At 57.6% G+C, this 22735-nt stretch carries 20 protein-coding genes and 1 other RNA gene; 15 read left to right on the top strand and 6 right to left on the bottom strand.

Annotated elements, in window-relative coordinates:
• Positions 1-99 precede the first annotated feature (99 nt).
• Positions 100-582, top strand: a complete 483-nt coding sequence (gene smpB / locus KI235_RS04040) for an SsrA-binding protein SmpB (protein ID WP_003197663.1) — start codon at positions 100-102, stop codon at positions 580-582.
• Positions 583-700: 118 nt separating this feature from the next.
• Here smpB and KI235_RS04035 read toward each other — a convergent pair whose 3' ends face one another.
• Positions 701-1468, bottom strand: a complete 768-nt coding sequence (locus KI235_RS04035; protein ID WP_003197662.1) for an FCD domain-containing protein — start codon at positions 1466-1468, stop codon at positions 701-703.
• Between the two features lie 262 nt (positions 1469-1730).
• On the opposite strand from KI235_RS04035, the gene KI235_RS04030 reads away from it, so the two are divergent.
• The 8 genes from KI235_RS04030 (at position 1731) to KI235_RS03995 (ending at position 11709) form a co-directional block, all read left to right on the top strand.
• Complete coding sequence (locus tag KI235_RS04030) at positions 1731-3425, top strand: lactate permease LctP family transporter (RefSeq protein WP_003197659.1); 1695 nt, start codon at positions 1731-1733, stop codon at positions 3423-3425.
• Positions 3426-3575: 150 nt separating this feature from the next.
• On the top strand, positions 3576-4400 hold the full coding sequence (locus KI235_RS04025) for a (Fe-S)-binding protein (RefSeq protein ID WP_003197656.1): 825 nt from the start codon (positions 3576-3578) through the stop codon (positions 4398-4400).
• Positions 4397-5854 carry a LutB/LldF family L-lactate oxidation iron-sulfur protein gene (locus KI235_RS04020; protein ID WP_003197654.1) on the top strand — a complete coding sequence of 486 codons (1458 nt, stop codon included), beginning with the start codon at positions 4397-4399 and terminating at the stop codon, positions 5852-5854. The genes KI235_RS04025 and KI235_RS04020 overlap by 4 nt, the downstream gene beginning before the upstream one ends.
• Positions 5851-6522, top strand: coding sequence for a lactate utilization protein (locus KI235_RS04015; protein ID WP_027911991.1), 672 nt, complete (start codon positions 5851-5853; stop codon positions 6520-6522). The genes KI235_RS04020 and KI235_RS04015 overlap by 4 nt, the downstream gene beginning before the upstream one ends.
• Positions 6519-9386 (top strand): FAD-binding and (Fe-S)-binding domain-containing protein, encoded by a 2868-nt coding sequence (locus KI235_RS04010; RefSeq protein WP_212795514.1) that lies wholly within the window; start codon positions 6519-6521, stop codon positions 9384-9386. The genes KI235_RS04015 and KI235_RS04010 overlap by 4 nt, the downstream gene beginning before the upstream one ends.
• A gap of 96 nt (positions 9387-9482) precedes the next feature.
• The gene (locus KI235_RS04005; protein ID WP_003197648.1) at positions 9483-9773 is read left to right on the top strand and encodes a hypothetical protein; all 291 of its coding nucleotides are present in this window, start codon (positions 9483-9485) and stop codon (positions 9771-9773) included.
• Between the two features lie 96 nt (positions 9774-9869).
• Positions 9870-10265, top strand: a transfer-messenger RNA (tmRNA) gene (gene ssrA, locus KI235_RS04000).
• Positions 10266-10452: 187 nt separating this feature from the next.
• Positions 10453-11709, top strand: a complete 1257-nt coding sequence (locus tag KI235_RS03995; protein WP_177033317.1) for an integrase domain-containing protein — start codon at positions 10453-10455, stop codon at positions 11707-11709.
• A 134-nt stretch (positions 11710-11843) separates the two neighbouring features.
• Here KI235_RS03995 and KI235_RS03990 read toward each other — a convergent pair whose 3' ends face one another.
• From KI235_RS03990 to KI235_RS03970, 5 genes are all read right to left on the bottom strand, one after another.
• A complete protein-coding gene (locus tag KI235_RS03990; RefSeq protein ID WP_093202012.1) occupies positions 11844-12113 on the bottom strand; it encodes a hypothetical protein in 270 nt (89 codons plus the stop codon).
• Positions 12110-13090: an integrase domain-containing protein gene (locus KI235_RS03985; RefSeq protein ID WP_212795513.1), complete on the bottom strand. Its 981-nt coding sequence runs from the start codon at positions 13088-13090 to the stop codon at positions 12110-12112. Before KI235_RS03985 ends, KI235_RS03990 begins: the two co-directional genes overlap by 4 nt.
• Complete coding sequence (locus tag KI235_RS03980; protein WP_011332380.1) at positions 13074-13427, bottom strand: hypothetical protein; 354 nt, start codon at positions 13425-13427, stop codon at positions 13074-13076. The genes KI235_RS03985 and KI235_RS03980 overlap by 17 nt, the downstream gene beginning before the upstream one ends.
• A complete protein-coding gene (locus KI235_RS03975) occupies positions 13420-14820 on the bottom strand; it encodes a YfjI family protein (protein ID WP_212795512.1) in 1401 nt (466 codons plus the stop codon). Before KI235_RS03975 ends, KI235_RS03980 begins: the two co-directional genes overlap by 8 nt.
• A 1067-nt stretch (positions 14821-15887) precedes the next feature.
• Positions 15888-16424: a LasR-specific antiactivator QslA gene (locus tag KI235_RS03970; protein ID WP_212795511.1), complete on the bottom strand. Its 537-nt coding sequence runs from the start codon at positions 16422-16424 to the stop codon at positions 15888-15890.
• A 559-nt stretch (positions 16425-16983) separates the two neighbouring features.
• Between KI235_RS03970 and KI235_RS03965 the strand changes: the two genes are divergently transcribed.
• From KI235_RS03965 to KI235_RS03940, 6 genes are all read left to right on the top strand, one after another.
• Positions 16984-17832, top strand: a complete 849-nt coding sequence (locus KI235_RS03965; protein WP_212795510.1) for a hypothetical protein — start codon at positions 16984-16986, stop codon at positions 17830-17832.
• A 528-nt stretch (positions 17833-18360) separates the two neighbouring features.
• A complete protein-coding gene (locus KI235_RS03960) occupies positions 18361-19512 on the top strand; it encodes a carbohydrate kinase family protein (protein ID WP_244864280.1) in 1152 nt (383 codons plus the stop codon).
• A gap of 72 nt (positions 19513-19584) precedes the next feature.
• On the top strand, positions 19585-20967 hold the full coding sequence (locus KI235_RS03955) for a toll/interleukin-1 receptor domain-containing protein (RefSeq protein WP_212795509.1): 1383 nt from the start codon (positions 19585-19587) through the stop codon (positions 20965-20967).
• Positions 20964-21662, top strand: coding sequence for a DNA lyase (locus tag KI235_RS03950; RefSeq protein WP_212795508.1), 699 nt, complete (start codon positions 20964-20966; stop codon positions 21660-21662). Before KI235_RS03955 ends, KI235_RS03950 begins: the two co-directional genes overlap by 4 nt.
• Entirely contained in the window at positions 21659-22261 is a 603-nt protein-coding gene (locus KI235_RS03945; protein ID WP_177063801.1) for a 7-cyano-7-deazaguanine synthase, read from the top strand. The genes KI235_RS03950 and KI235_RS03945 overlap by 4 nt, the downstream gene beginning before the upstream one ends.
• Complete coding sequence (locus tag KI235_RS03940; RefSeq protein WP_177063800.1) at positions 22251-22718, top strand: TIR domain-containing protein; 468 nt, start codon at positions 22251-22253, stop codon at positions 22716-22718. Before KI235_RS03945 ends, KI235_RS03940 begins: the two co-directional genes overlap by 11 nt.
• The last annotated feature ends 17 nt before the right edge of the window (positions 22719-22735 follow it).

Genomic DNA, 22735 nt, shown 5'->3' with positions numbered 1-22735 from the left:
TCAAAAAAGAGGCCGCATTGTCCGGGATTCACTCAACGTGCTCAAGCACGCTGCTTCACCGTAGCCGACACGCACGCAACTGCCTATAATGCCGCCCCTATGGCTAAACAGAAGAAACACCCCACAGGGACCATCGCGCAAAATAAAAAGGCGCGACACGATTACTTCATCGAACAACGTTTCGAGGCTGGCATGGTCCTGGCCGGCTGGGAAGTAAAGAGCCTGCGTGCCGGCAAGGCGCAACTGGTCGACAGCTACGTGCTGCTCAAGGACGGCGAGGCTTGGCTGCTGGGCAGCCATTTCACGCCACTGACCACCGCCAGCACCCACGTGATCGCCGACCCGACGCGCTCGCGCAAGCTGCTGCTCAACAAGCGCGAGCTGGAAAAACTTTTCGCCTCCGTGCAGCAGAAGGGTTACACCTGCGTCTGCACGTCGTTGTACTGGAGCAAGCACTTGATCAAGTGCGAGATTGCCCTGGGCAAGGGCAAGAAGGAATACGACAAGCGCGATACCGAACGCGAACGCGATGCCGGCCGCGAGCTGCAGCGCGCGGTGCGCAACAAGGGCAAGGAAGACTAGCCCGGGATCAACTGTGGGAACCGAGCTTGCTCGCGATGGCGTCGACACATCCGGCAGTGATGTGTCAGACAGACCGCTTTCGCGAGCAAGCTCGCTCCCACAGGGTCCACAGGCGCGATTACATCCCTTTACGCCGCTCCGCCCGCGCCACGCGCTGCACTTCCTGACGCACCTCTTCCAGAACCTCCTGCACATACAAGATGTGCCGGCTTGACACTTCCCGCGCCTGTTCGGCGTGCCCGCCCATGATCGCCTGGTACAACTCCCGGTGCTGGCTGATCAACATGTCGCGGGTTTCACTGCGTTGCTTGTACATGCCGCCGATGTTGGTCACCACATTGCGCTTGAGCAGGTCGAACAAGCCGCGGATGGTATGCAGCAACACCGCGTTATGACTGGCCTCGGCAATCGCCAGGTGAAACCGGGCATCCGCCGCGCCCTCCTCCGCCCGGCTCACCTCGTCGTGGCGCGAGTAACAGTCCTGCAGCTCGTCGAATGCCGCCGTCAGCCGCTCGCGGTCTACATCCGTGGCCCGCTGCGCCGCGTAATAAGCACAGGACGCTTCCAGGGTGTGACGAAACTCAAGCAAGTCGCGCTGCGCTTCGGGATTGCTTTCCAACAATTGCAGCAGTGGATCACTGAACGTCGAGCCCAGCGACTCCACCACATAGTTGCCGCCGCCCTGGCGACTGACCAACAAGCCTTTGGCCGCCAGCTTCTGGATCGCCTCGCGCAACGAAGGGCGTGACACACCGAACTGCTCAGCCAGGGTCCGTTCGGCCGGCAGCCGCTCACCAGACTTGAGCGTGCCCTCAAGGATCATGCCTTCAAGCCGCTCGACAATATCGTCAGACAAACGGCGCTGACGAATCTGATCAAACCCCATAACTCAATTCTCCACGATCCCGACGGCTCGCCGGGCTCTCTATTCTGGCCCATCCGGGCCTTGTCCACACCCATCAAAGCCGTTTTGCACAACCGGATCAGATGCGCTCTGCACCGCTTATTCGACGAAAGTTTCAGGGCGGCAAATTGACACATGACAACCAAGGCTTTTACCCTAGCCAACAGCGATTGTAAATTGGTATTACCAATTAACCAAACCCGCTGGCAGTGCCTGACCAACAACAATTAGGGGCCCACCCATTATGCAAACCTGGCAACAGCTCTACAGCCCGCTCGGCAGCCTCGGCTTGTCCGCACTCGCGGCCGTCATTCCCATCGTATTTTTCTTCCTGGCCCTGGCGGTGTTTCGCCTCAAGGGGCATGTGGCCGGCAGCATCACCCTGGCCCTGGCGATTGCCGTGGCGATTTTCGCTTTCAATATGCCCGCCGACATGGCCTTCGCAGCCGCCGGCTATGGTTTTGCCTACGGTCTGTGGCCCATCGCCTGGATCATCGTCGCGGCCGTATTCCTCTACAAACTGACAGTCAAGAGCGGCCAGTTCGAGGTGATTCGCAGCTCGGTGCTGTCGATTACCGATGACCAACGCCTGCAAGTGCTGTTGATCGGCTTTTGCTTCGGCGCATTTTTGGAAGGTGCCGCCGGTTTCGGTGCCCCGGTGGCGATCACTGCCGCCCTGCTGGTCGGCCTGGGCTTCAACCCCCTGTACGCCGCCGGCCTGTGCCTGATCGCCAACACCGCCCCGGTCGCGTTCGGTGCGTTGGGCATTCCGATCATCGTGGCCGGTCAGGTCACCGGGATCGACGCCTTCAAGATCGGCGCCATGACCGGTCGCCAGCTGCCATTGCTGTCGCTGTTCGTGCCGTTCTGGCTGGTGTTCATGATGGACGGCCTGCGCGGCGTGCGGGAAACCTGGCCAGCAGCACTGGTGGCAGGCCTGAGCTTCGCCATCACCCAGTACTTCACCTCCAACTTCATTGGCCCGGAACTGCCGGACATCACCTCCGCCCTGGCCAGCCTGATTTCCCTGACGCTGTTCCTGAAAGTCTGGCAGCCCAAGCGTACCGCTGGCGCCCAGATTGCCGGCGCCACCTCCAGCACCACGGTCACCGCCAGCGCCGGTGGTTTCGGCCAACCGCGCAGCACCGTCGCTTCGCCCTACAGCCTGGGGGAAATCATCAAGGCCTGGTCGCCGTTCCTGATCCTGACCGTATTGGTGACGATCTGGACCCTCAAGCCGTTCAAGGCGATGTTCGCCGCTGGCGGTTCGATGTACGGCTGGGTGTTCAACTTCGCCATCCCGCACCTGGACCAGATGGTGATCAAGGTCGCGCCCATCGTGATCAACCCCACTGCCATTCCGGCCGTGTTCAAGCTTGATCCGATTTCCGCCACCGGCACGGCGATTTTCTTCTCCGCATTGATCTCGATGCTGGTGCTGAAGATCAATATCAAAACTGGTCTTACCACTTTTAAAGAGACGCTTTTCGAGCTGCGCTGGCCGATCCTGTCCATCGGCATGGTGTTGGCATTCGCGTTCGTCACCAACTACTCGGGCATGTCGTCGACCATGGCCCTGGTGCTGGCCGGCACGGGCGCGGCGTTCCCGTTCTTCTCGCCGTTCCTGGGTTGGCTGGGTGTGTTCCTGACCGGTTCCGATACGTCGTCCAATGCCCTGTTCAGCTCGCTGCAAGCCACCACCGCGCACCAGCTCGGCGTCAACGACACCTTGCTCGTCGCGGCCAACACCAGCGGCGGCGTGACCGGCAAGATGATTTCGCCACAATCGATCGCGGTGGCCTGCGCGGCGACCGGGCTGGTGGGCAAGGAATCGGATCTGTTCCGTTTCACCCTCAAACACAGCCTATTCTTTGCAACGATTGTCGGCCTGATCACGTTGGCCCAGGCCTACTGGTTTACCGGCATGCTGGTTCATTAAGTCCTACACGCAATACTGAAAAAACCGACGCCGAACCGTGATTCGGCGTCTGCTATTCACCACCGGGTCTGCAAGGCTGCTGAAAGATTTCCTGTCTATATTCAGCAGCCTCAGCGGACGGATAACCGGGACCACCCGGAGACACGCCTGATGAGCGAGCTTTTTTACAACGCCGTGCCGAACGCGACCCGTGTCGCCCCGCCATTGCCCGAGCCTCGGCAGTACCCCAGCGAGAAACCGCAAAGGGTCTACCTGTTCGGCACTTGCGTGGTGGACCTGTTCTATCCCGAAGCCGGGATGGATGCGATTCATCTGCTGGAGCGCGAAGGAATCCGGGTGGACTACCCGCAAGGGCAAAGCTGCTGCGGCCAACCGGCCTACACCTCGGGCTACACCGAGCAGGCGCGGACAGTGGCACGGGCGCAGTTGGCCTTGTTTGCCGAAGACTATCCGGTGGTGGTGCCTTCGGGCTCCTGCGCCGGCATGCTGCGCGAGCATTACGCCGACCTGTTCAAGGATGAGCCCGACACGCTCAAACAGGTCCAGGCCCTGGCGGCCCGGACCTATGAACTGGCTGAATTCCTGCTGTTTGTCTGCAAGGTGCAGTTGAACGACAGCGGTGAGCCGGTGAAGGTTGCGCTGCACACGTCCTGCTCGGCACGGCGTGAAATGAACACCCACCTGCACGGCCGCGCGTTGTTGGCGCAGTTACGCAATGTGGAACGAGTCGACCACAGCCACGAAAGCGAATGCTGTGGCTTTGGTGGGACGTTCAGCGTTCGCATGCCGGATATTTCCGGCGCGATGGTGGCCGACAAGACCCGAGCGCTGAAGGAATCCGGCGCGCACAAGGTCATCAGTGCCGATTGTGGCTGCCTGATGAACATCAACGGCGCACTGGAAAAACAGCAGGAGGCGTTACGCGGCCAGCACCTGGCGAGCTTCCTCTGGCAGCGTAGCGGAGGTGTCGCATGAGCACGCCGACGCTGATTCCGACCGTTGAGGTGCAGGAAGATTTTCGCGCCCGAGCCCACAAGGCCCTGGCCGACACGCAACTGCGAAACAACTTTCGCAGCGCGATGGATTCACTGATGACCAAGCGGGCAACGTCCTTCAGCGATGCCCACGAAAGAGAACACCTGCGTGTGCTGGGCAATGCCGTCCGCGCCCGTGCGTTATCGAAGCTGCCCGACCTGCTCGAGCAACTTGAAAGCAACCTGACCCGCAACGGTGTGAACGTGCACTGGGCGGAAACGGTGGACGAAGCCAATGGCATCGTCCTCTCGATCATCCGCGCTCACGAGGCGCGGCAAGTGATCAAGGGCAAATCGATGGTCAGCGAAGAGATGGAGATGAACCATTTCCTCGAGGCTCGGGACATTGAATGTCTTGAGTCCGACATGGGGGAATACATCGTCCAGCTCGACCACGAGAAGCCTTCACACATCATTATGCCGGCGATCCACAAGAATGCCGGTCAGGTCGCGTCCTTGTTCCACGACAAACTCGGCGTGGAGTACACCAAGGACGTTGACCAACTCATTCAGATCGGTCGCAAGGTATTGCGGCAGAAATTCTTCGAGGCCGACATCGGCGTCTCCGGCGTCAACTTCGCCGTCGCTGAAACCGGCACGCTGCTGCTGGTGGAAAACGAAGGCAACGGGCGGATGTCCACCACTGTGCCGCCGGTGCACATTGCCGTGACCGGCATCGAAAAAGTCGTCGAGAACCTGCGCGACGTCGTGCCGCTGCTGTCGCTGCTGACCCGCTCGGCCCTCGGCCAGCCGATCACCACCTACGTCAACATGATCTCCGGCCCGCGCAAGCCTGACGAACTGGACGGCCCCCGGGAAGTCCATCTGGTCCTGCTCGACAACGGTCGCAGCCAGGCGTTTGCCGATAGCGAATTGCGCCAGACGCTGAACTGCATCCGCTGTGGCGCCTGTATGAATCATTGCCCGGTCTATACCCGAATCGGCGGTCATGCCTACGGCGAGGTTTACCCGGGACCTATCGGAAAAATCATCACGCCGCACATGGTCGGCCTGGCCAAGGTGCCGGACCATCCGAGCGCCTCTTCGCTGTGCGGTGCCTGCGGTGAAGTGTGTCCGGTGAAGATTCCGATCCCGGCTTTGCTGCGGCGGCTGCGGGAAGAAAACGTCAAGGCGCCGGACAGCCCCCATCAGGTGATGCGCGGCCAGGGCAGCAAATACTCGCCCAAGGAACGCTTCATCTGGAACGCCTGGGCTCGACTCAACAGTTCGCCACGGTTGTATCGGCTGTTCGGGTTCCTCGCCACGCGCCTGCGCGCCCTGACGCCCAACAACGTCGGGCCATGGACCCAGAACCACAGCGCCCCCAAACCCGCCGCCCGCTCATTGCATGACCTGGCCCGCGAACACCTGAACCAGCAGGGAGACCGCCGATGAGCGCCAAGGACAATATCCTCGCCAAGCTGCGTAAAAGTCTGACCGGCGCCACGCCCGTTGCCGACAACTTCGACGTCGAGCTGGTGACGCAGACCTACCGCTATGCGCCCGAAGAACGTATCCCGCAATTGCGCAAGCTGATGGAGGCGGTGCACACCGAAATCCACCTGACGTCCGAGGAAGGCTGGCCGACCCTGCTCGCGCAATTGCTGCGCGACCGTCAATTGCCGAGCCTGCTCATCGCCCCGACCACCGCGCACGGGGAAAAAATCACAAAATTCTGGGCGAACAATCCGGACCTGCCAACCCTCAAGGCTTACGACCGCCCGGTAGAAGAGTGGAAAGCCGAGTTGTTCAACGACACCCCCGCCAGCCTGACCGGCACCCTTGGCGCCATCGCCGCCACCGGCAGCCTGATTCTCTGGCCAACCCGGGAAGAGCCTCGACTGATGAGCCTGGTCCCACCGGTGCATTTCGCCCTGCTCAAGGCCAGCGAAATCCGTGACAACTTCTATGAGGTGCAGCAGGAATTCGAGTGGGCCCAAGGCATGCCCACCAATGCCCTGCTGGTATCGGGCCCGTCGAAAACCGCCGACATCGAGCAAGTCCTGGCCTATGGCGCCCATGGTCCGAAGGATCTGGTGGTTTTGATTCTGGAGGACCAATGACCCTTCCGGCCCCTTTCCTACACGACGTCCAACAACTGATCCCGCAGAAACGCCGTTTCGACGATCCGCTGTCGACTTTGGCCTTCGGCACCGACGCCAGTTTCTATCGGCTGATTCCGAAACTGGTGGTACGCGTCGAATCCGAAGATGAAGTGATTGCTTTGCTGAAACTGGCCCAACGCGACCAGGTCCCGGTCACCTTCCGCGCCGCCGGCACCAGCCTGTCCGGGCAAGCCATCAGCGATTCGGTGCTGATTGTGCTCGGGGATAACTGGAACGGGCGCGAGATTCGTGAACAGGGCACGCAGATCCGTTTGCAGCCCGGCGTGATCGGCGCCCAGGCCAACGCCTGGCTGGCGCCGTTCGGGCGCAAGATCGGCCCAGATCCGGCGTCGATCAACGCCTGCAAAATCGGCGGCATCGTCGCCAACAACGCCAGCGGCATGTGCTGCGGCACAGCGCAGAACACCTATCACACCCTGGCCGGCATTCGCCTGGTACTGGCCGACGGCACGCGCCTGGATACCGAAGACGACAGCAGCGTGGCGACTTTTCGTACAAGCCATGGCGAACTGCTGGAACGCCTCGCGACTCTGGGCCGCGAGACCCGCGCCAACACTGAATTGGCTGCGCGAATTCGGCACAAATATCGTCTGAAAAATACCACCGGCCTGTCACTCAATGCCCTGGTGGACTTCGATGAGCCTGTGGATATCTTGAGCCACCTGCTGGTCGGCTCCGAAGGCACTCTCGGCTTCATCAGTGCGGTGACCTACAACACCGTCATCGACCATCCGAACAAAGCCTCGGCCCTGATCGTCTTCCCCGATGTGGAAACCTGCTGCAACGCCGTCACCGTGCTGAAAAGCCAGCCAGTCTCGGCCGTGGAGCTGCTGGACCGCCGCAGCCTGCGCTCGGTGCAGGACAAACCGGGAATGCCGGATTTCGTACAGCATCTGTCGATCAATGCCTGCGCCTTGCTGATCGAATCCCGCGCTGCCTCTTCATCTTTACTGCAAGAGCAACTGGCCCGGATCATGGCCTCGCTGGCCGGTTTCCCGGTGGAAAAACAGGTCGACTTTACCGAGGACCCACGGGAAAACGCCCGGCTCTGGGCGATCCGCAAAGACACCTTCCCGGCCGTGGGTGCGGTGCGCAAAACCGGGACCACGGTGATCATCGAAGACGTGACCTTTCCGGTGGAACAACTGGCCATTGGCGTAAACCGCCTGATCGAGTTGTTCGACAAACATCACTACGACGAAGCGATCCTTTTCGGACACGCGCTGGAAGGCAATCTGCACTTTGTCTTCACCCAAGGCTTCAACAACCCTGAAGAAGTCGCACGCTACCAGGCGTTCATGGATGACGTGGCGCAGTTGGTGGCGGTGGAATTCGGCGGCTCGCTGAAAGCCGAACACGGCACCGGACGAAACATGGCGCCGTTCGTCGAGCTGGAATGGGGCAGTGACGCCTATCAGTTGATGTGGCAGCTCAAACGCCTGCTCGACCCCAACGGCATCCTCAACCCGGACGTGGTGCTCAGCGAAGACCCGCAGATCCACCTCAAGCACCTCAAACCGCTGCCGGCCGCCGATGAGATTGTGGATAAGTGCATCGAGTGCGGTTTCTGCGAGCCGGTGTGCCCGTCCAAGGACCTGACCTTGAGCCCGCGCCAGCGCATCGTGATCTGGCGGGATATCCAAGCCAAAAAACGCGCCGGCACGGACACCACCGAACTGGAACGTGCCTACCAATACCAGGGCATCGATACCTGCGCCGCCACGGGCCTGTGTGCACAACGTTGCCCGGTAGGCATCAATACCGGCGAGCTAGTGAAAAAACTGCGCAGCCGTGACGCAACAAAGACGAAAACCGCCAACTGGATTGAAGGAAATTTCGCCACCACATTGCAAGGCGCACGCTTCGCCCTCCACGTCGCCAACGGTGCGCGCATGCTGCTGGGCGCGCCCCGCCTGGCGAAACTGTCGGCCTCGTTGACGCGGCTGTCCAAAGGCCAAGTCCCACAGTGGACCAACGCCATGCCCCAGCCGGAAAAGGCCATCCGTTTCAGCCCCGCCGTGTCGGACGAACGGCCGAGAGTCGTGTACCTGGCGGCGTGCGTGTCGCGGGTCATGGGCCCGGCGGCAGCGGACAAGGAGCAGATGTCGCTGTACGACAAGACCCGCGGCCTGCTGGAAAAGGCCGGTTATCAGGTGGTCTTTCCAGACAATGTGGACAGCCTCTGCTGCGGCCAACCCTTTGCCTCCAAAGGCTACGCCGAACAGGCCGAGCGAAAGCGCCAGGAACTGATCGGCGCCCTGCTGCACGCCAGTCGCGGCGGGCTCGACCCCATCTACTGTGACACCAGCCCCTGCACATTGCGGCTAGTCCAGGACCTTGGCGACGTGCGCCTGGACCTGTATGACCCGGTTCGCTTCATCCGTACCCACTTGATGGATCGGCTCGACTTCATTCCCCAGGAGGCGCCCATCGCCGTGCACGTCACGTGCAGCACGCAGCACCTTGGCGAAAGCCAGGCGCTGATCGACCTGGCGCGCAAGTGCAGTAAAAACGTGGTCATCCCGGAAGGCATCCATTGTTGCGGTTTCGCCGGCGACAAGGGCTTCTCCACGCCAGAGCTGAACGCCCACTCGCTGCGCTCACTGAAGGACGCGGTACAGCATTGCAGCGAAGGGATTTCCACCAGCCGCACCTGTGAGATCGGTCTTACCCAACACGGCGCAATTGACTACCACGGGTTGGTGTATCTGGTGGACCGTGTCACCCGCTCCAAGCCCGTCAACGGTGAGGACCTTGCGATGGGACTCGAAGAAAAATCGAATTCCTGCGCGTCGCTGTAGTCACTTGAATAGGCCCGGCTGCGCTGGGCCATCCACTGACTCGGCCTGGCCGCCACTGTCCAGCGGCACCGAGACCATACGTTCAAGGAGATACACATGAAGCGCACCGCACTTGCTGGCTTGTTCATTTCCGCTGCGATGTTGGCCTCTCCGGTGTTTGCAGATAGCCAGGCAGACCTTTGCCAAATAAATCTGCAAAAAATCAAGGACGCCAAGGTCAGCAGCGAGCAAATGAGTGAAAGCATGAAGTCTGACATCGATGCCACTGTCCAACAGGCCACCGCTGCCAAGGCCAAAGGTACCGAGCAAGGCACGAAGGAATGCATCTCGCTGACCACCCAAGCTCTTCAGAAACTGCAGAACAACACCAAAGGCGATCAGCAGTAATGTCGCGTCCGGCCAACCTTCGGGTTGGCCTCAGTCGCGGATTGGCGTACACTGCAAATGCCTGCCACTCCTCCAGCTTCATGGAGCGACAGGTTCGGGGCCGTTTAGGATTCGACGCCGGTTGCGAAACTTTAGGTGCATGCCGAGTTGGTAACAGAACTCGTAAATCCACTGTTGCAACTTCTATAGTTGCCAATGACGAAAACTACGGCCAGGAATTCGCTATCGCTGCGTAAGCAGCCTTAGACCTGAGCTTCTGGTACCTTCGGGTCCAGCAATCATTAGGGGATGTCTGTAAACCCAAAGTGATTGTCATATAGAACAGAATCGCCGTGCAGTACGTTGTGGACGAAGCGGCTAAAACTTACACAACTCGCCCAAAGCACCCTGCCCGTCGGGTCGCTGAGGGTTAACTTAATAGACACGGCTACGCATGTAGTACCGACAGCGGAGTACTGGCGGACGGGGGTTCAAATCCCCCCGGCTCCACCACTTCAACATCTAAAGACGTCCACGGACGTCTTTTTTTGTGCCTTAAATCCAGTAAATACGGGGGTTTCAGGCCCACGGGAGGCTTTCCAGGCTTTTTGAGTTCCAGGCAGTTTGGTATTCCCAATGGTATTCCCGGCTCCCCGGCGCTAATCTTGGGAATACCAAAAGGTGTCATGGAGTACTTCTCATGTGCGCTCAAACCACCCGCCTCTCCGACCGCCAGCTCAAGGCGGTCAAACCGAAAGACAAGGATTACGTACTCACGGATGGCGACGGGCTCCAACTGCGAGTCAGGGTCAATCGCTCGATGCAGTGGAATTTCAACTACCGGCATCCCGTCACCAAAAATCGAATCAACATGGCACTCGGCTCTTATCCCGAGGTTTCTCTTGCGCAAGCGAGGAAGAAAACCGTTGAGGCCAGAGAGCTGCTTGCACAGGGCATCGATCCAAAAGCTCAGCGCAATGAGCTACAGGAAGCCAAACGAGCGGAAACGGAACACACCTTCGAGAACGTGGCCACCGCCTGGTTCGAGCTGAAGAAGGATTCCGTCACGCCGGCGTATGCCGAAGACATTTGGCGCTCCCTCACACTGCATGTTTTTCCGAGCATGAAATCAACGCCTCTCTCCGAAGTCAGCGCCCCAATGGTCATCAAGCTCCTTCGTCCGATTGAGGCCAAAGGCAGCCTCGAGACAGTTAAGCGAGTGAGCCAGCGCCTTAACGAGATCATGACCTACGGGGTCAATTCCGGAATGATCTTTGCCAACCCTCTCAGCGGCATTCGAGCGGTGTTCAAGAAACCTAAGAAAGAGAACATGGCAGCGCTACCACCAGATGAGCTTCCGGAGCTCATGATGGAAATCGCGAACGCCAGCATCAAGCGGACGACCCGCTGCCTGATCGAATGGCAGCTACACACTATGACCCGCCCTGCCGAAGCGGCGACTACCCGATGGGAAGACATAGACTTCGAAAAACGCATCTGGACCATCCCTCCGGAGCGAATGAAAAAGCGTCGTCCGCACACAATCCCGCTGACCGAACATGCACTCTCGTTATTGGAGACGCTTAAGCCCCATAGCGGCCACAGGGAATATGTGTTCCCGTCAGATAGAAATCCGCGCACCCACGCGAATAGCCAGACAGCCAACATGGCATTGAAACGAATGGGCTTTCAGGACCGCTTAGTCAGCCACGGCATGCGCTCCATGGCTAGCACAATTCTGAATGAGCATGGATGGGATCCGGAGCTAATCGAAGTCGCGCTGGCGCATGTCGATAAAGACGAAGTTCGAAGCGCCTACAACCGGGCGGATTACATCGAACGCCGGCGCCCTATGATGGCCTGGTGGAGTGAACATATCCAGAAGGCAGCCACCGGCAGCCTGTCGGCATCCGCCATCAATCAAACCAGGGACCGTAACGTCGTGCCGATACGCTGAGCAGGCGACAATTCGTGCCGTGCAGCAGGGCGACTGTCGCTAAATCAGCCGCATTCCTGCGCTTCTTCGGCCAAGCCCCTAAGTATGGGAAGGCTCCGCATTCCCATACTTAGGGGCTCACGCTTAAAGATCTATCAGACAACCACGAGTTGCGCCTTTCTGCGACGGATCAGCCCTGCTGTTAACTCATAGTAATAGATGGTCGCTGGTGCTGAGCAACGCAGGTAGTGCTCTAAAAACCACCTGGTGTGCTTTTCCTTCCAGGACCAAGGGGTCGCACAACTCCAGCGCTCACGAATCGCCTCGTGCATCCTTTCTGCCTGCCTGATATGCCGCTGCCGCGTGGCATGCGCACCTTTGAGCACGGGACTCAGAAACAACGCCATATCGAACTCGGACTTCATAGACGACCTCCGATGTAGGCACTCACCACGTCGATGCGGTTATGCCCCAACTCGTGGCTGATCTGCTGACGTGCACGCTGATCGAGTGCTCGATCCTCTCGTTGACCACGACCGCCATTGACGGGCGCGGAGAAGCCGGTCAGTTGTTCATAGCGCTCACAGGCGTAAGCCGCCCGCAGCTCATGAAAGCCTTTCAATCCATGCTCATGCATGATGTCCCGCGCCGGTCGCACGATTGTCTGTAAGAAATCTTTGTAGCTTTCATCAGGTGTTAACAAGTTCCGACTGCCCTTGGGTGAGGCCTCGCTGGCCCTGTCGAGGGCGCCACGAACTTGATCCGTGACCGCAATCCAACGCGGTGCCGATGCTCCTGATCGACCACCTTTGGTGCCGTCCTGGATATTGATCTTGCCCAGTTGCCGAGCCTCACGTTGCAGCCGGGGCAAGTCCGCCAAGATCGCTTCACGCAGGCGCATGCCGGTCTCCCGAGCGAGGAGCACGATGGCACTCACCCTCAGTTGCTGTCGCTCTGACAGCGCTTGCGCAATCAGCCTGACCTGCACACGTTCTTGGCCTTGTGGCGCCTCACTACGCACGCTTGAGCGCTGCAAGCCAAGCGCCTTACTTGGACTCGGGATTTTGACGTATTGATCACCGCGCAGCGCAGCCATCGTTCGGTTCACGCTGGACAGTCGGTTCTGCGCGGTAGCGATGCCGACGTTGCCCTGATCAACCTGCTCCCGCACGTGGACGGCGTACCGCATGAGGATCTCGCGGTCTATCTGGCGCGCGTCGTTGACCCTCGGTCCTTCATCGGATCGACACCAATTCACGAACGCCTGCCAGCGATCACTATGGGCTTTGACGGTAGCAAAATGACCGTCGCCAAACAGGTCTTTCAGTGCTTGCGGTCCAGCATAGCTAAGCTGGCGACCGAAACCGAAATTACGCCCCGCTCGCTTACCGACCCGAGCCATTTTTCTGTTCCTGATCGACTGCCGCGAGATCATGCAAAAGGGCTCGCCAGTGCGCACTTACAATCGCGAACTGAGCCCAATCAGTCGGGCGAAAACACAGCGTGTTGTCGGTGACGTAAAGATGCGCACCCTCCTCTTTCAACCACTGAATAATGGCTGTCGTAGAGGCGATAGCTTTATGGGTGGTGGCGACACTGGCGACAGCGGCGACAACCCTTGTCCTGCCTGGTTTTGAGCGTGGCGACAAAGTGGCGACAGTAGCGGCGACAAATCGCGCTTTGGGCTCCTTTTGACGCTGAGCCAGATGGTTGCGCAGCGCTTCATCAAGATTAAACATGGCGCACCTCGAAGGTGTGGCCATCGGTGATCAACCACTGATGATCAATCAACTCGACCAGCAGCTTGGCGGCATGACGACTGCTCTTGCGGGCAAAGCGGGGACCGTTGCGATTCAATTCACGAATACTGAAACGCTTCCAATCTTTGACCTGTAGCCATCGCAGCAGCCGGTCTGCCTCCTCTTTTACTCGACACACTGGCTCCTGCTCAGTCAGGCGCTGGATCTCGGTGAGGTAGTAGCCGACTAAAGCGGAGGCACGTTGGATATGGTCGACCTCCACGACGCTGCTCTCCTCCACAACTGCAAGAATGCCGGCGACGCGCAGCAGGTTATCGGCGGCCTTTGATCCGCTGGGCCGTACGCTGGCCAGCTCGCCAAACTCCCCCAGCTGAGCTTCTATAGCATCATGCAAATCAATCCAGCGACGACGCGCCAGCGAACTGAGGCTCAGCTTTGACAGCTGCAAGGCTCCGTCAGCGGAAAGTGACCAAGGCTGATAAAACAGAGCCGAAAGGCGGTGATGATAGCGCTTGAGGGCGGCGTCTTTGGACAAGTCGACAGCCTGGTAGCTACGTTGCCCGGCTAGACTGGAGGGCCAAGTCATCAAGCAGCGCCCTAGAATGCCTTGCCCCTGCAGCAACGGGTCACTGAGTAACTGCATGGCCAAATACGGCTGCAGCATCAGGTGCAGGCTCAGGCGTCGGTCATATGCTCGCAGGCTTTCGCCTGCCATAGAGCGAGCACGATCAATCGGGCTACCGTCCCAGAGTGACGACAAGGTCGTGACCGCTTTCAAACGGTTGTCCCGACTCATGGTGCTGCTGCCAAGGAATTGTCCGCCCTCGTCACAGAACAGCCCCATGCTCGGCAAGTCATGGCAGAGCCCCTTGATCAGGGCCTCGATCGTCGGGTCTGTGGTGATCAGCCGAGGGGCCGAAGGCTCCGCTTCGAGCGGTACGCTGTTTGTGGGGGCCGGATCGGTAGGATTGATACGCTGCGCTTGTCGCTGTGCGGCACGGTACCGGGAGAGCTGTTCACGATAGTGTTGCCACTGTTCACGCTCCCATTGGCGCGCTGGCAGCAGTGCGGATCGGTCTGCCGCGGTCTTGCGATCACCGGAGGCAGCCACCGTGATCAAGTACAACGACAGAGGATAGTTTCTCCCGTCGAATTGTAAGCCCGCATGACCTTGAGTCGCCAGGGCCGAGGCCGCCAACACCGATTGCGCGGCCAGTGCTTGGGGCACGCCGATGACCTCGGCCATGCGCTCAACCGCAGGCCCAAGAATCCCACCCAGTGCCTGCACGGGATAAGGCTGGGGCACGGGGTTCGACTCAATCAACGGTCGAGGTGGTCGTGGTAGTTCAAGCTTCGGATCTAACTGCTGCATGGGCCCTCTCCTCGGTGATTGCTGGATGTCCTCACGTACTCCCGCCACGGCTGTTGAGTGTTATCAGGGATCAAGGCCCCTGCGGCCTGTGAGGTGTTCACTGACGCGGAACGAACGGCTCCTTACGACCGGGAGCAAGGGCATGACCCCATGAATCTGGCCTCCTTAGACGTATCCGAAGATACGGGCGGGTGGAGGCTGTGCCGACTGACGAGTTCGGCACCTGGAAATCCTGGGGGGGAGAAGGCAACAACATCGACACCCGGGGCATGCCTGACTGTGAGTCAGGTGCGGCCTGTCCATTGGCTGCGGCACCGGTGCCTGTGCTGTTGCGGATGGCGACGAATCGGTTTTGTCAGGCCGATTGTCACGGGGAGAGTTGCGGCAATGTCCTGTACGACGTGGCTTGCAGCAATGGTACGAGCGCCCGTCTCTTTCCTGGAGAAAGAGACGGGCGAGGTCTGGAGCAGCGAAGTGTGCCAAGAGGTGAGGTTGCTGCAGCGCAGCGAGGAACGTCCATCGTCTGCCGCAGTGGACAGATCAGTCGAGTAGGCATCCATCACATCGCTGTGACTGTGCGAGCCGCCGGACGCTAATCGCACTTGGGGAGAACCACCACGCAAGTGGCGTAGCCTTGAAGGTTCAGGCTACCTGGGCAGGTGCTGTCAACTACAGCGATCCGTGCGCCAATTTTTATACCTACTCGAAAAGGCGGTCAAGAGTCACGAACAAAGCGCTCAGAAAGTGGCGACTGTCGCCACTAGTGTCGCCACGCTCCAGGCCCGGCCTGCATGGGTTGTCGCCATTGTCGCCGTTGTCGCTAAACCTAGATCCACGCCTCAACGAAACGATCCGTCCTGACACTTAAACGGCGCTGCGCTTAGTAGAATCGCGCGGGCGATTACCGACGGTAAAAGAATATGTGGCGCTAATCAGATATCAAAATAAGACGGTGGCACGACGTGGCTTCGAGAAAAAAGCGAGTGAACCCTCCGATCAACGCGATCAAAGATCGCTTGATCGGAGGGTTTGGCGGAAAAAGCAAATCTCAAACGTCAATTACAGACTCAGGCATCAAAGCTGGTTGATTGGGAGGTGACGGCTTCACGTCGCATGATCAGCGTCTGCTGCAACCGCAGCAGAAAGCCTGCTTCAAATGCTTCTTGGGGATCACCTGGACGATGATGCTTTCGGTTTTGCGCCAGTGCCCACCACAGCGGCAATGATGAGCCATCGAGCCAGGTCTCAGCGCATCGAACGCCGTCCTCAATCATCGGGCGAAATTCATTGCCCCATGGTGTTCGGATACCGGGACAGCCTTCAGCGGAAGGGACAGAGACGTACTCACCAATCTGTTGATGAACGCGCTGAGCAGGGATACCCGACAGATATCGGAATGCTTTGTCGAACAGCACTGCCGCGTCATCCAACAGCTCTACCGCCAGCTCAACGTCTTGCGGAAAATGAAGCAGAATACTCTGGGCTCCATTAAGCCGAAGAGTGGCAGCCTGCCGTAGTTTAATCGCGGCATCTTCAGGGGTAAGCAACGCGGTATCGATGCTGTTGGGTTTGGGGAGGCCGATGAGAAGCGAGAGATCAAACATCACGGAATCCTCCGAGATAGTTTGCGGTACTAAAAAAACGGCCAGGGCGGCGCACGAGCTTAAAAGGGGGACAGGTCATTTTCCTTATCTCCTCGGACAGTTAAGGAGCCGTCCACCCAGCCGTTCTGACACGGAATGGGTGGCGGACCGTACGGGGGTCAGAAACCGGCGTCCGAGGGAACCGGCCAGGCCGAAGCCTGCCCCGCACGGACCGCCATAGAAAAGCAGCAGCTAAGCCTCTGTAAGCACTTAATCGCTGGCTATGGCGCCATGCGCCTCGAACAATTCAGGTTCTGACACCCGGCCACGGGACTGACCGCGACGGACAAAGCGTAAATGTGAAGCAGTGACAAAACAAGCATGCAGTATCAACAAGCTATGCATCCTAATGAAGGCTGCCTGCCAGACGCTGACGCTCGCCGGTATTTGGTGGCTACATACCGCTTCAAATCTGACCCAACGACTCCTAACTACAGGTTCTGGCCACGCTGATAGAATCGGTCAGGCCATAGCTCGCCGGTCATCGCTCGCCGCCAACACGCCAATAAAAGGATTTGAGATGTATAACTTCATCATGCAATACGGCCCTTGGACAGAAGGCCTTAACTCAATGAGATCCGAGCGGCTTTTTGAGTACACCGACGAGGTCATTCGAAGCGCATTCACTACCGCTGCAGGACCAGACTTTTCAGCGCTTCAAAATCAACCCGCATTGTTCGCTCAAGAAGATCAAGGAAATGAGCCGCAATTTGCACATGTAGGCAGAGTTCTAAACCCGAGAATAGTTGGCAGAGATGTTGAATTTGAGGTTGTCTTTGAGCGAGGCACGCCGCCAATCCCACACGCTGAAATTCATCGTCTGTCGCGCAACCTACATATCTCAACATCCGGGCGCGGACTGACAGAGTTCAATCGGGGTCATTGGGCGGTAAAGGATGTAGACCTATACCGGGTCATCCACACGGAACTGAGACAAGCAACCAGAGCTCCGACGGTCTTCAGGCTTCCAGCTCACCCCCAAGTAGATCCGCGCCTGGTTTCGGTGATGATGCCTTTTGCTCCGGCATACACAACAGTGTTCCATGCAATCCAAGGTGCCTGCCTGGGAGTCGGACTGGCATGCACCCGCGCCGATAACATTTGGGAAAATCCTGCGGTTATTGATGACGTGGCAAATCTCATTGATAGGTCAAGTGTTGTAATTTTCGACTGCTCTGAAAAAAATGCTAACGTTTTCTATGAGCTTGGATTAGCACACGCCTGGGGCAAAGAAGTGATAATTCTGACCAACGATCCTGCGGATATCCCCTTCGATTTACGTCACATCCGATTCATCCGATATAGCAACGATCAACTCACCTTACTGAGTACTGCACTTTCTGTTCGCCTGCGAGAGCTCACGCAGTAGCTACAGAAGGTTACAGATCTTCACTCTCAGAGTAGGGCAGATTGACAGTCTGCCCGGCCATTTCTTGCACCGGAATCATGCCAACACCTTTAACGACGCCCGGCACAACGCTAGTCGATCCGCCGCGCCATGGGCACAGTCGGACCGGGTCCGCCAAGATCGCCTCGCTGGTAATCTCCAAATTTAATGCCCCACTCCACAGCAAGAGCTGATGAGGTCGATAGCAGACCCAGACCATATTTGTCAGTTTGTAGTGACAGGTCGGATTATTTCCGTCGCTCTGCTCCGAACCCACTCGAAAGCGCAAGCCTTCAATCCTCGATCAGCGGCCAAATGTGCCACAGCAATGTCAGCGGGCAAATGTTGAGTTAAGACAGCATTGATGGCATTTTGTCTTCGCGCCGGTAATATCAACGTCCAAATTCCGACAGTATGTGTTTACAGGGAAATCCAGCGCCCAGACGAATCGGCGAGTGGGGATGGCGCGACTGCTGAAGTCCTTTCAGCACGCAGATTAGGGGCAAAGGAATGCAAATTGCTGGTGGTCTTTACCGTGAGCTCTGCGACATGCCATTTTGGGACGCAACTTTCGGCTCCGGAGCCCGCGCGGCTGCCGCCGTCGCAGCCAATTGTTCAGATGTCGAACTGCACACGTATGCCTCACCATCTGACCAACTGGCTCTCGCTGCTCTGCGTAACCAAGGCATACGTTTGAGCATCACCTCACGACCTTCGCCGATCGCCTTTGCCTATTTTCATCCGCTCTCTGTGCCTTACATACAACCAGCCCCCGCCCACATTAAGCGTCAACCTTCACTCAACGTTTCGGGTGAAGCAGTGCTGCGGTTCGGCTTCCTTGAGGGGGACGCAGTCGTGAAAGCCAACCGTGCTGTCTACGACCCTCAGACATGGCGTAATCCCCAGCCTTTTGCAGCCAATGGATCGACGGCCGACGAACTTGCAGTCGTGTTGAATGAGCTGGAGTTACAGCACGCGACCGGCGTTGCCGAACCGGATGAAGCAGCCGCTGAGCTCATGAAGAAGCAAGGCGCAGCGATCGTGGTAGTTAAAGGCGGCACTCGCGGCGCAATAGTGTATGAACGCTCGGGACATTCCTCCCACATCCCGGCATATCGCTCTTCCAGGGTATTCAAAATAGGAACGGGCGACGTATTCAGCGCAATGTTCGCACTCCATTGGGCCCAAGAAGGTGTTGAGGCTGCAAAAGCAGCTGACCTAGCGTCTCGCTCAGTCTCTCTATATTGCGCAACCCGAAACTTTGGGTTCGACCGAGCCCTGATGTCGCGGCTGCTGCCAGTTTCCGGGGCGGCGGGTGGTTCAGTTTCCCTTGAGGGCGCGACTGAAACGCTGGGGCAACGTTTTGTCATGGAGGAGGCCCGATTCGCATTACGCGAGCTGGGGATGGACGTGCATTGCCCCGAGCTTGAGTTTGGATCGAACAATACGAGCGCTAGCGCAATACTGGTTATTGATGATGGCTTGTCACTTGAATCTCTGTCTCGCATACAGGTTGCCAAGGCCACTGCCATACCTCTTGTGACACTGCATGAACGTGCCGATACACCTAACTCCGTAGCCGATAGCGACTGGATTACTGACGACTTCACGACGGCAATGTACTTGACTGCTTGGGCAGCCAAATCCAAAAAAAATAGATAAGCAGTAACGAACTTGAGGCATCACCCTCTGGGTCATGCAATGGAATGTAATTAGCCGAGACCTGATCGCCCCATGTCCGATGTGTACATTATTTATGCACGAGAAAATCGTGAAACAGCGCAGAAGGTGTACGACCTTCTCGCCCGTCGCTGGAAGGTGTGGTGGGACGACCACATCGTCGGTGACTACAATCGCGCCATAAAAACGAACCTCGCGAAAACGAAGTGCATCGTCGCGCTTTATTCGGTTTATGCCGACAAACCGGCTGTGACAGAGGAGCTGAGATTAGGGGAAAAGTACAATAAAATCATTATCCCCTTGGAGCTGGACGACAGTGATGCCCCCTACCCATACGGCCACTACAGCAGCATCGATTTTCGTCAGTGGAACGGTGAGGCTGAACATCCTGGCGTGAAGCTTCTGCATACGAAAATCGGGACCGTCGTCGAAGGACGCGAAAAGGAGCGAATCCAGGTCTCAGCGGGTGAAAAGCTGCCTATTCCCAACATTTTTATGTCTGTGTCCTCGCACGAAACCCAGTTTGATCCGGTCGACGCGCTGAAGGTGCTTAAAGCACATAGCACTTCCTCGATTCTCGTTTCAGCCTATGATCTCGTGAACTCGGCCAACCGCGCCCAGATGATCAGCCAGATCAAATCCTACCGTGACAATGGAGGACTTGTGCTAATCGATTCAGGGAATTATGAGGCTCAGCGCTTGGAGGACGAGCAATGGAAGCCAAAAGACTTCCACAAGGCGTTGAAGGACACTCCGCATGACTGGGCGTTCAGCTTTGATGAAATGAACCCTAGCAGCGATCCACGAGAAGCGATTGAGCAAATCATCTCTGCTGTAAAGCGGGATTCAAAATGCACTCCTGCTCCTGTATTTCCCATCATCCATGTAGATCAGGGCGAGGAAGGCCTGGCGAGGCTTCCTGAAATCGTCAGAGAAGTGTCCAAACAACTTCGCCCGCAGGTCATCGCACTTCCAGAGAGGGAGCTGGGCGCAGGCCTGGCAATGCGGGCTAAAACGATGAAAAAGCTCCGAAAGGAGCTAGATTGCCTACCCTACTACCAACCGATCCATTTGTTGGGAACAGGGAACCCGTGGAGCATCGCAGTACTGGTGGCCGCCGGCGCCGATACATTCGACGGCCTCGAGTGGTGCCGATTTGCGGTGGATCCCGTCCAAGGCCGTCTGCACCACTTTCAGCATTTCGATTTCTTTCAAGATAAAGCTACCCGCACGCAATTCCTCGATCTGGTGGACGCTACACCTGAGATTGAATATGCAGGTCGGGTCGCCCTTTATAATCTGGAGTACTATAAAGAGTTTGGCCGGGACATGCGTGACTTCATCTCGACAAACGACGCACGATTGTTTGCACTGGGCGTCATGAACTCCTTCACCTCAGAAGACCTGAAAAAGCTGTTCCCGGAGATTTTTACATGACCACCTATTCCCCTGAAGCGCTGTCGAGGGCAGTCTCTGCGGTCTGCCCAGACATTCGCTCGCGTATTGAGGTGGGCGCGGTCTCCAATGAACGCCACCTTTGGTGGGAGCTCTCATGCTGCATCCTGAGCAGTCAAGTCCCATATTCCCTAGCGATGGCTGCCGCAGATGCAATCGATCAGCAGGGGCTGCTTCATGACGGTGATCAGGACGTTGATCGCTTAAGCCTTTGCCTGTATGAGCTCCTTCGTGAGCCGCTGGATGTCGACGGTAAGAAGCGCAACTACCGGTTTCCCAAGGCAAGAGCCGAACAGCTAGCTGCTACCCGAGCAGCTGTCAGCAACGCAGGAGGTTCGCTCAAGTCATTGATCAGTGGTGATGCCAATGATGCTCGTACTTGGCTGGTTGCTCATGCCAACGGTGTCGGGCCGAAACAGGCCAGTATGTTTCTGCGCAACTGCGGGGTGACTTACGACTTGGCGATACTGGATCGTCATGTGCTCAATTACATGTCTGCCCAAGGGATTTACTCGGGCGCACAGACATCAATATCTGGCTTGAATCAATACGGTAAGCACGAAAAAAAGCTTCGGGATCACGCGCGACAGCTGGATTGCTCCGTGGGCCTACTAGACTGGGCAATTTGGATCGTCATGCGAGTCGCAAACAGAAAGCAGGAGGCTGTTTTAGTATGAGCATCGTTACTCTCGTTTCCGGCGGGCTGGACTCCACGCTGGTTGCAAAACTTGCGCAGGAGGAAGGGCTCCAAATTTTCCCTCTATTTGTCGATTATGGTCAGCGTGCACGCGATCGAGAACTGGCAGCTTGCCGGGTCGCGATGAAGACTCTGGGCCTCCCAGAGCCCGAGATTGCGAGTTTGGGCGGTTTTGGCAAATTGATACGTTCAGGCCTGACCGATACCTCATTACACATCATTGATGATGCATTCACGCCAGGGCGCAACATGCTTTTTCTGCTGACCGCAGCCGCTTACGCGCATCAGAAAAACGCTGACGCGATTTCGATTGGGCTGTTGCACGAAAGCACCAGCTTGTTCCCTGATCAGACCTCTGGCTTTCTTGCCGAAGCGGAACGAATGATATCGCTGTGCATGGGCAGAACAATAAAAGTGCTTGCACCACTATCTGTTTTTACTAAACCAGATGTGGTGGCTTTGGCTGCAGAAAAGGGAATTTCAGGCACCTACTCTTGCCACATAGGTGACGAGGTACCTTGCGGAAATTGTATTTCTTGCAATGAGTTTAAGTTCGAGGTGATCAGCGATGGGCGGTAGCAGCTCTGGAGGATGGAGTCGGCTGGGTGATGTGAGATCACTGGAGCAGAAGGCTAAAGAAGCGCTTCAAGAAGGTAAACGGAACGTATTCATCAGCTTCGCTACCGAAGACATGAATGAGGTCAATCTGCTCAGGGCTCAAGCGAAAAATGAAAATAATGACCTTGAGTTCAATGACCACTCCGTTCGTGAGGCCTACAACAGTGAACAGGCGGAGTACATCAAACGCAAGATTGCGGAGCGGATCAACCGAGCGTCAGTGACGGTCGTTTTCATCTCGGACTCTACTGCCCAAAGCCACTGGGTGAAATGGGAAGTCGAAAAAAGCCTTGAGTTAGGAAAGAAGGTTGTCGCTGTGCATTCAGGACAGCATTTAGGAGCTCCCCCACCGAAATGGGTATCGGATTACGGCATTAAAACAGTACCCTGGTCTAACCTGGCAGCAGAGTTAAAATAGCATCACACCAGCGAAAC

It is taken from the genome of Pseudomonas sp. St386 (assembly GCF_018325865.1).
Classification (GTDB): Bacteria; Pseudomonadota; Gammaproteobacteria; order Pseudomonadales; family Pseudomonadaceae; genus Aquipseudomonas; species Aquipseudomonas brassicacearum.
The sequence above is the reverse complement of the archived record's forward strand: the minus strand, read 5'-3'. Positions and strand labels throughout refer to the sequence as shown.

Bases quoted from the DNA above. Each gene is read 5' to 3' on its own strand.
- smpB (WP_003197663.1), top strand. From the start codon at position 100: ATGGCTAAACAGAAGAAACACCCCACAGGGACCATCGCGCAAAATAAA.
- KI235_RS03990 (WP_093202012.1), bottom strand. From the start codon at position 12,113: ATGAAGTCCGAGTTCGATATGGCGTTGTTTCTGAGTCCCGTGCTCAAA.
- KI235_RS03995 (WP_177033317.1), top strand. From the start codon at position 10,453: ATGTGCGCTCAAACCACCCGCCTCTCCGACCGCCAGCTCAAGGCGGTC.
- KI235_RS04035 (WP_003197662.1), bottom strand. From the start codon at position 1,468: ATGGGGTTTGATCAGATTCGTCAGCGCCGTTTGTCTGACGATATTGTC.
- KI235_RS04005 (WP_003197648.1), top strand. From the start codon at position 9,483: ATGAAGCGCACCGCACTTGCTGGCTTGTTCATTTCCGCTGCGATGTTG.
- KI235_RS03945 (WP_177063801.1), top strand. From the start codon at position 21,659: ATGAGCATCGTTACTCTCGTTTCCGGCGGGCTGGACTCCACGCTGGTT.
- KI235_RS04015 (WP_027911991.1), top strand. From the start codon at position 5,851: ATGAGCGCCAAGGACAATATCCTCGCCAAGCTGCGTAAAAGTCTGACC.
- KI235_RS03985 (WP_212795513.1), bottom strand. From the start codon at position 13,090: ATGGCTCGGGTCGGTAAGCGAGCGGGGCGTAATTTCGGTTTCGGTCGC.
- KI235_RS03940 (WP_177063800.1), top strand. From the start codon at position 22,251: ATGGGCGGTAGCAGCTCTGGAGGATGGAGTCGGCTGGGTGATGTGAGA.
- KI235_RS03965 (WP_212795510.1), top strand. From the start codon at position 16,984: ATGTATAACTTCATCATGCAATACGGCCCTTGGACAGAAGGCCTTAAC.
- KI235_RS03980 (WP_011332380.1), bottom strand. From the start codon at position 13,427: ATGTTTAATCTTGATGAAGCGCTGCGCAACCATCTGGCTCAGCGTCAA.
- KI235_RS04020 (WP_003197654.1), top strand. From the start codon at position 4,397: ATGAGCACGCCGACGCTGATTCCGACCGTTGAGGTGCAGGAAGATTTT.
- KI235_RS03960 (WP_244864280.1), top strand. From the start codon at position 18,361: ATGCAAATTGCTGGTGGTCTTTACCGTGAGCTCTGCGACATGCCATTT.
- KI235_RS04025 (WP_003197656.1), top strand. From the start codon at position 3,576: ATGAGCGAGCTTTTTTACAACGCCGTGCCGAACGCGACCCGTGTCGCC.
- KI235_RS03970 (WP_212795511.1), bottom strand. From the start codon at position 16,424: ATGTTTGATCTCTCGCTTCTCATCGGCCTCCCCAAACCCAACAGCATC.
- KI235_RS03955 (WP_212795509.1), top strand. From the start codon at position 19,585: ATGTCCGATGTGTACATTATTTATGCACGAGAAAATCGTGAAACAGCG.
- KI235_RS03950 (WP_212795508.1), top strand. From the start codon at position 20,964: ATGACCACCTATTCCCCTGAAGCGCTGTCGAGGGCAGTCTCTGCGGTC.
- KI235_RS04010 (WP_212795514.1), top strand. From the start codon at position 6,519: ATGACCCTTCCGGCCCCTTTCCTACACGACGTCCAACAACTGATCCCG.
- KI235_RS04030 (WP_003197659.1), top strand. From the start codon at position 1,731: ATGCAAACCTGGCAACAGCTCTACAGCCCGCTCGGCAGCCTCGGCTTG.
- KI235_RS03975 (WP_212795512.1), bottom strand. From the start codon at position 14,820: ATGCAGCAGTTAGATCCGAAGCTTGAACTACCACGACCACCTCGACCG.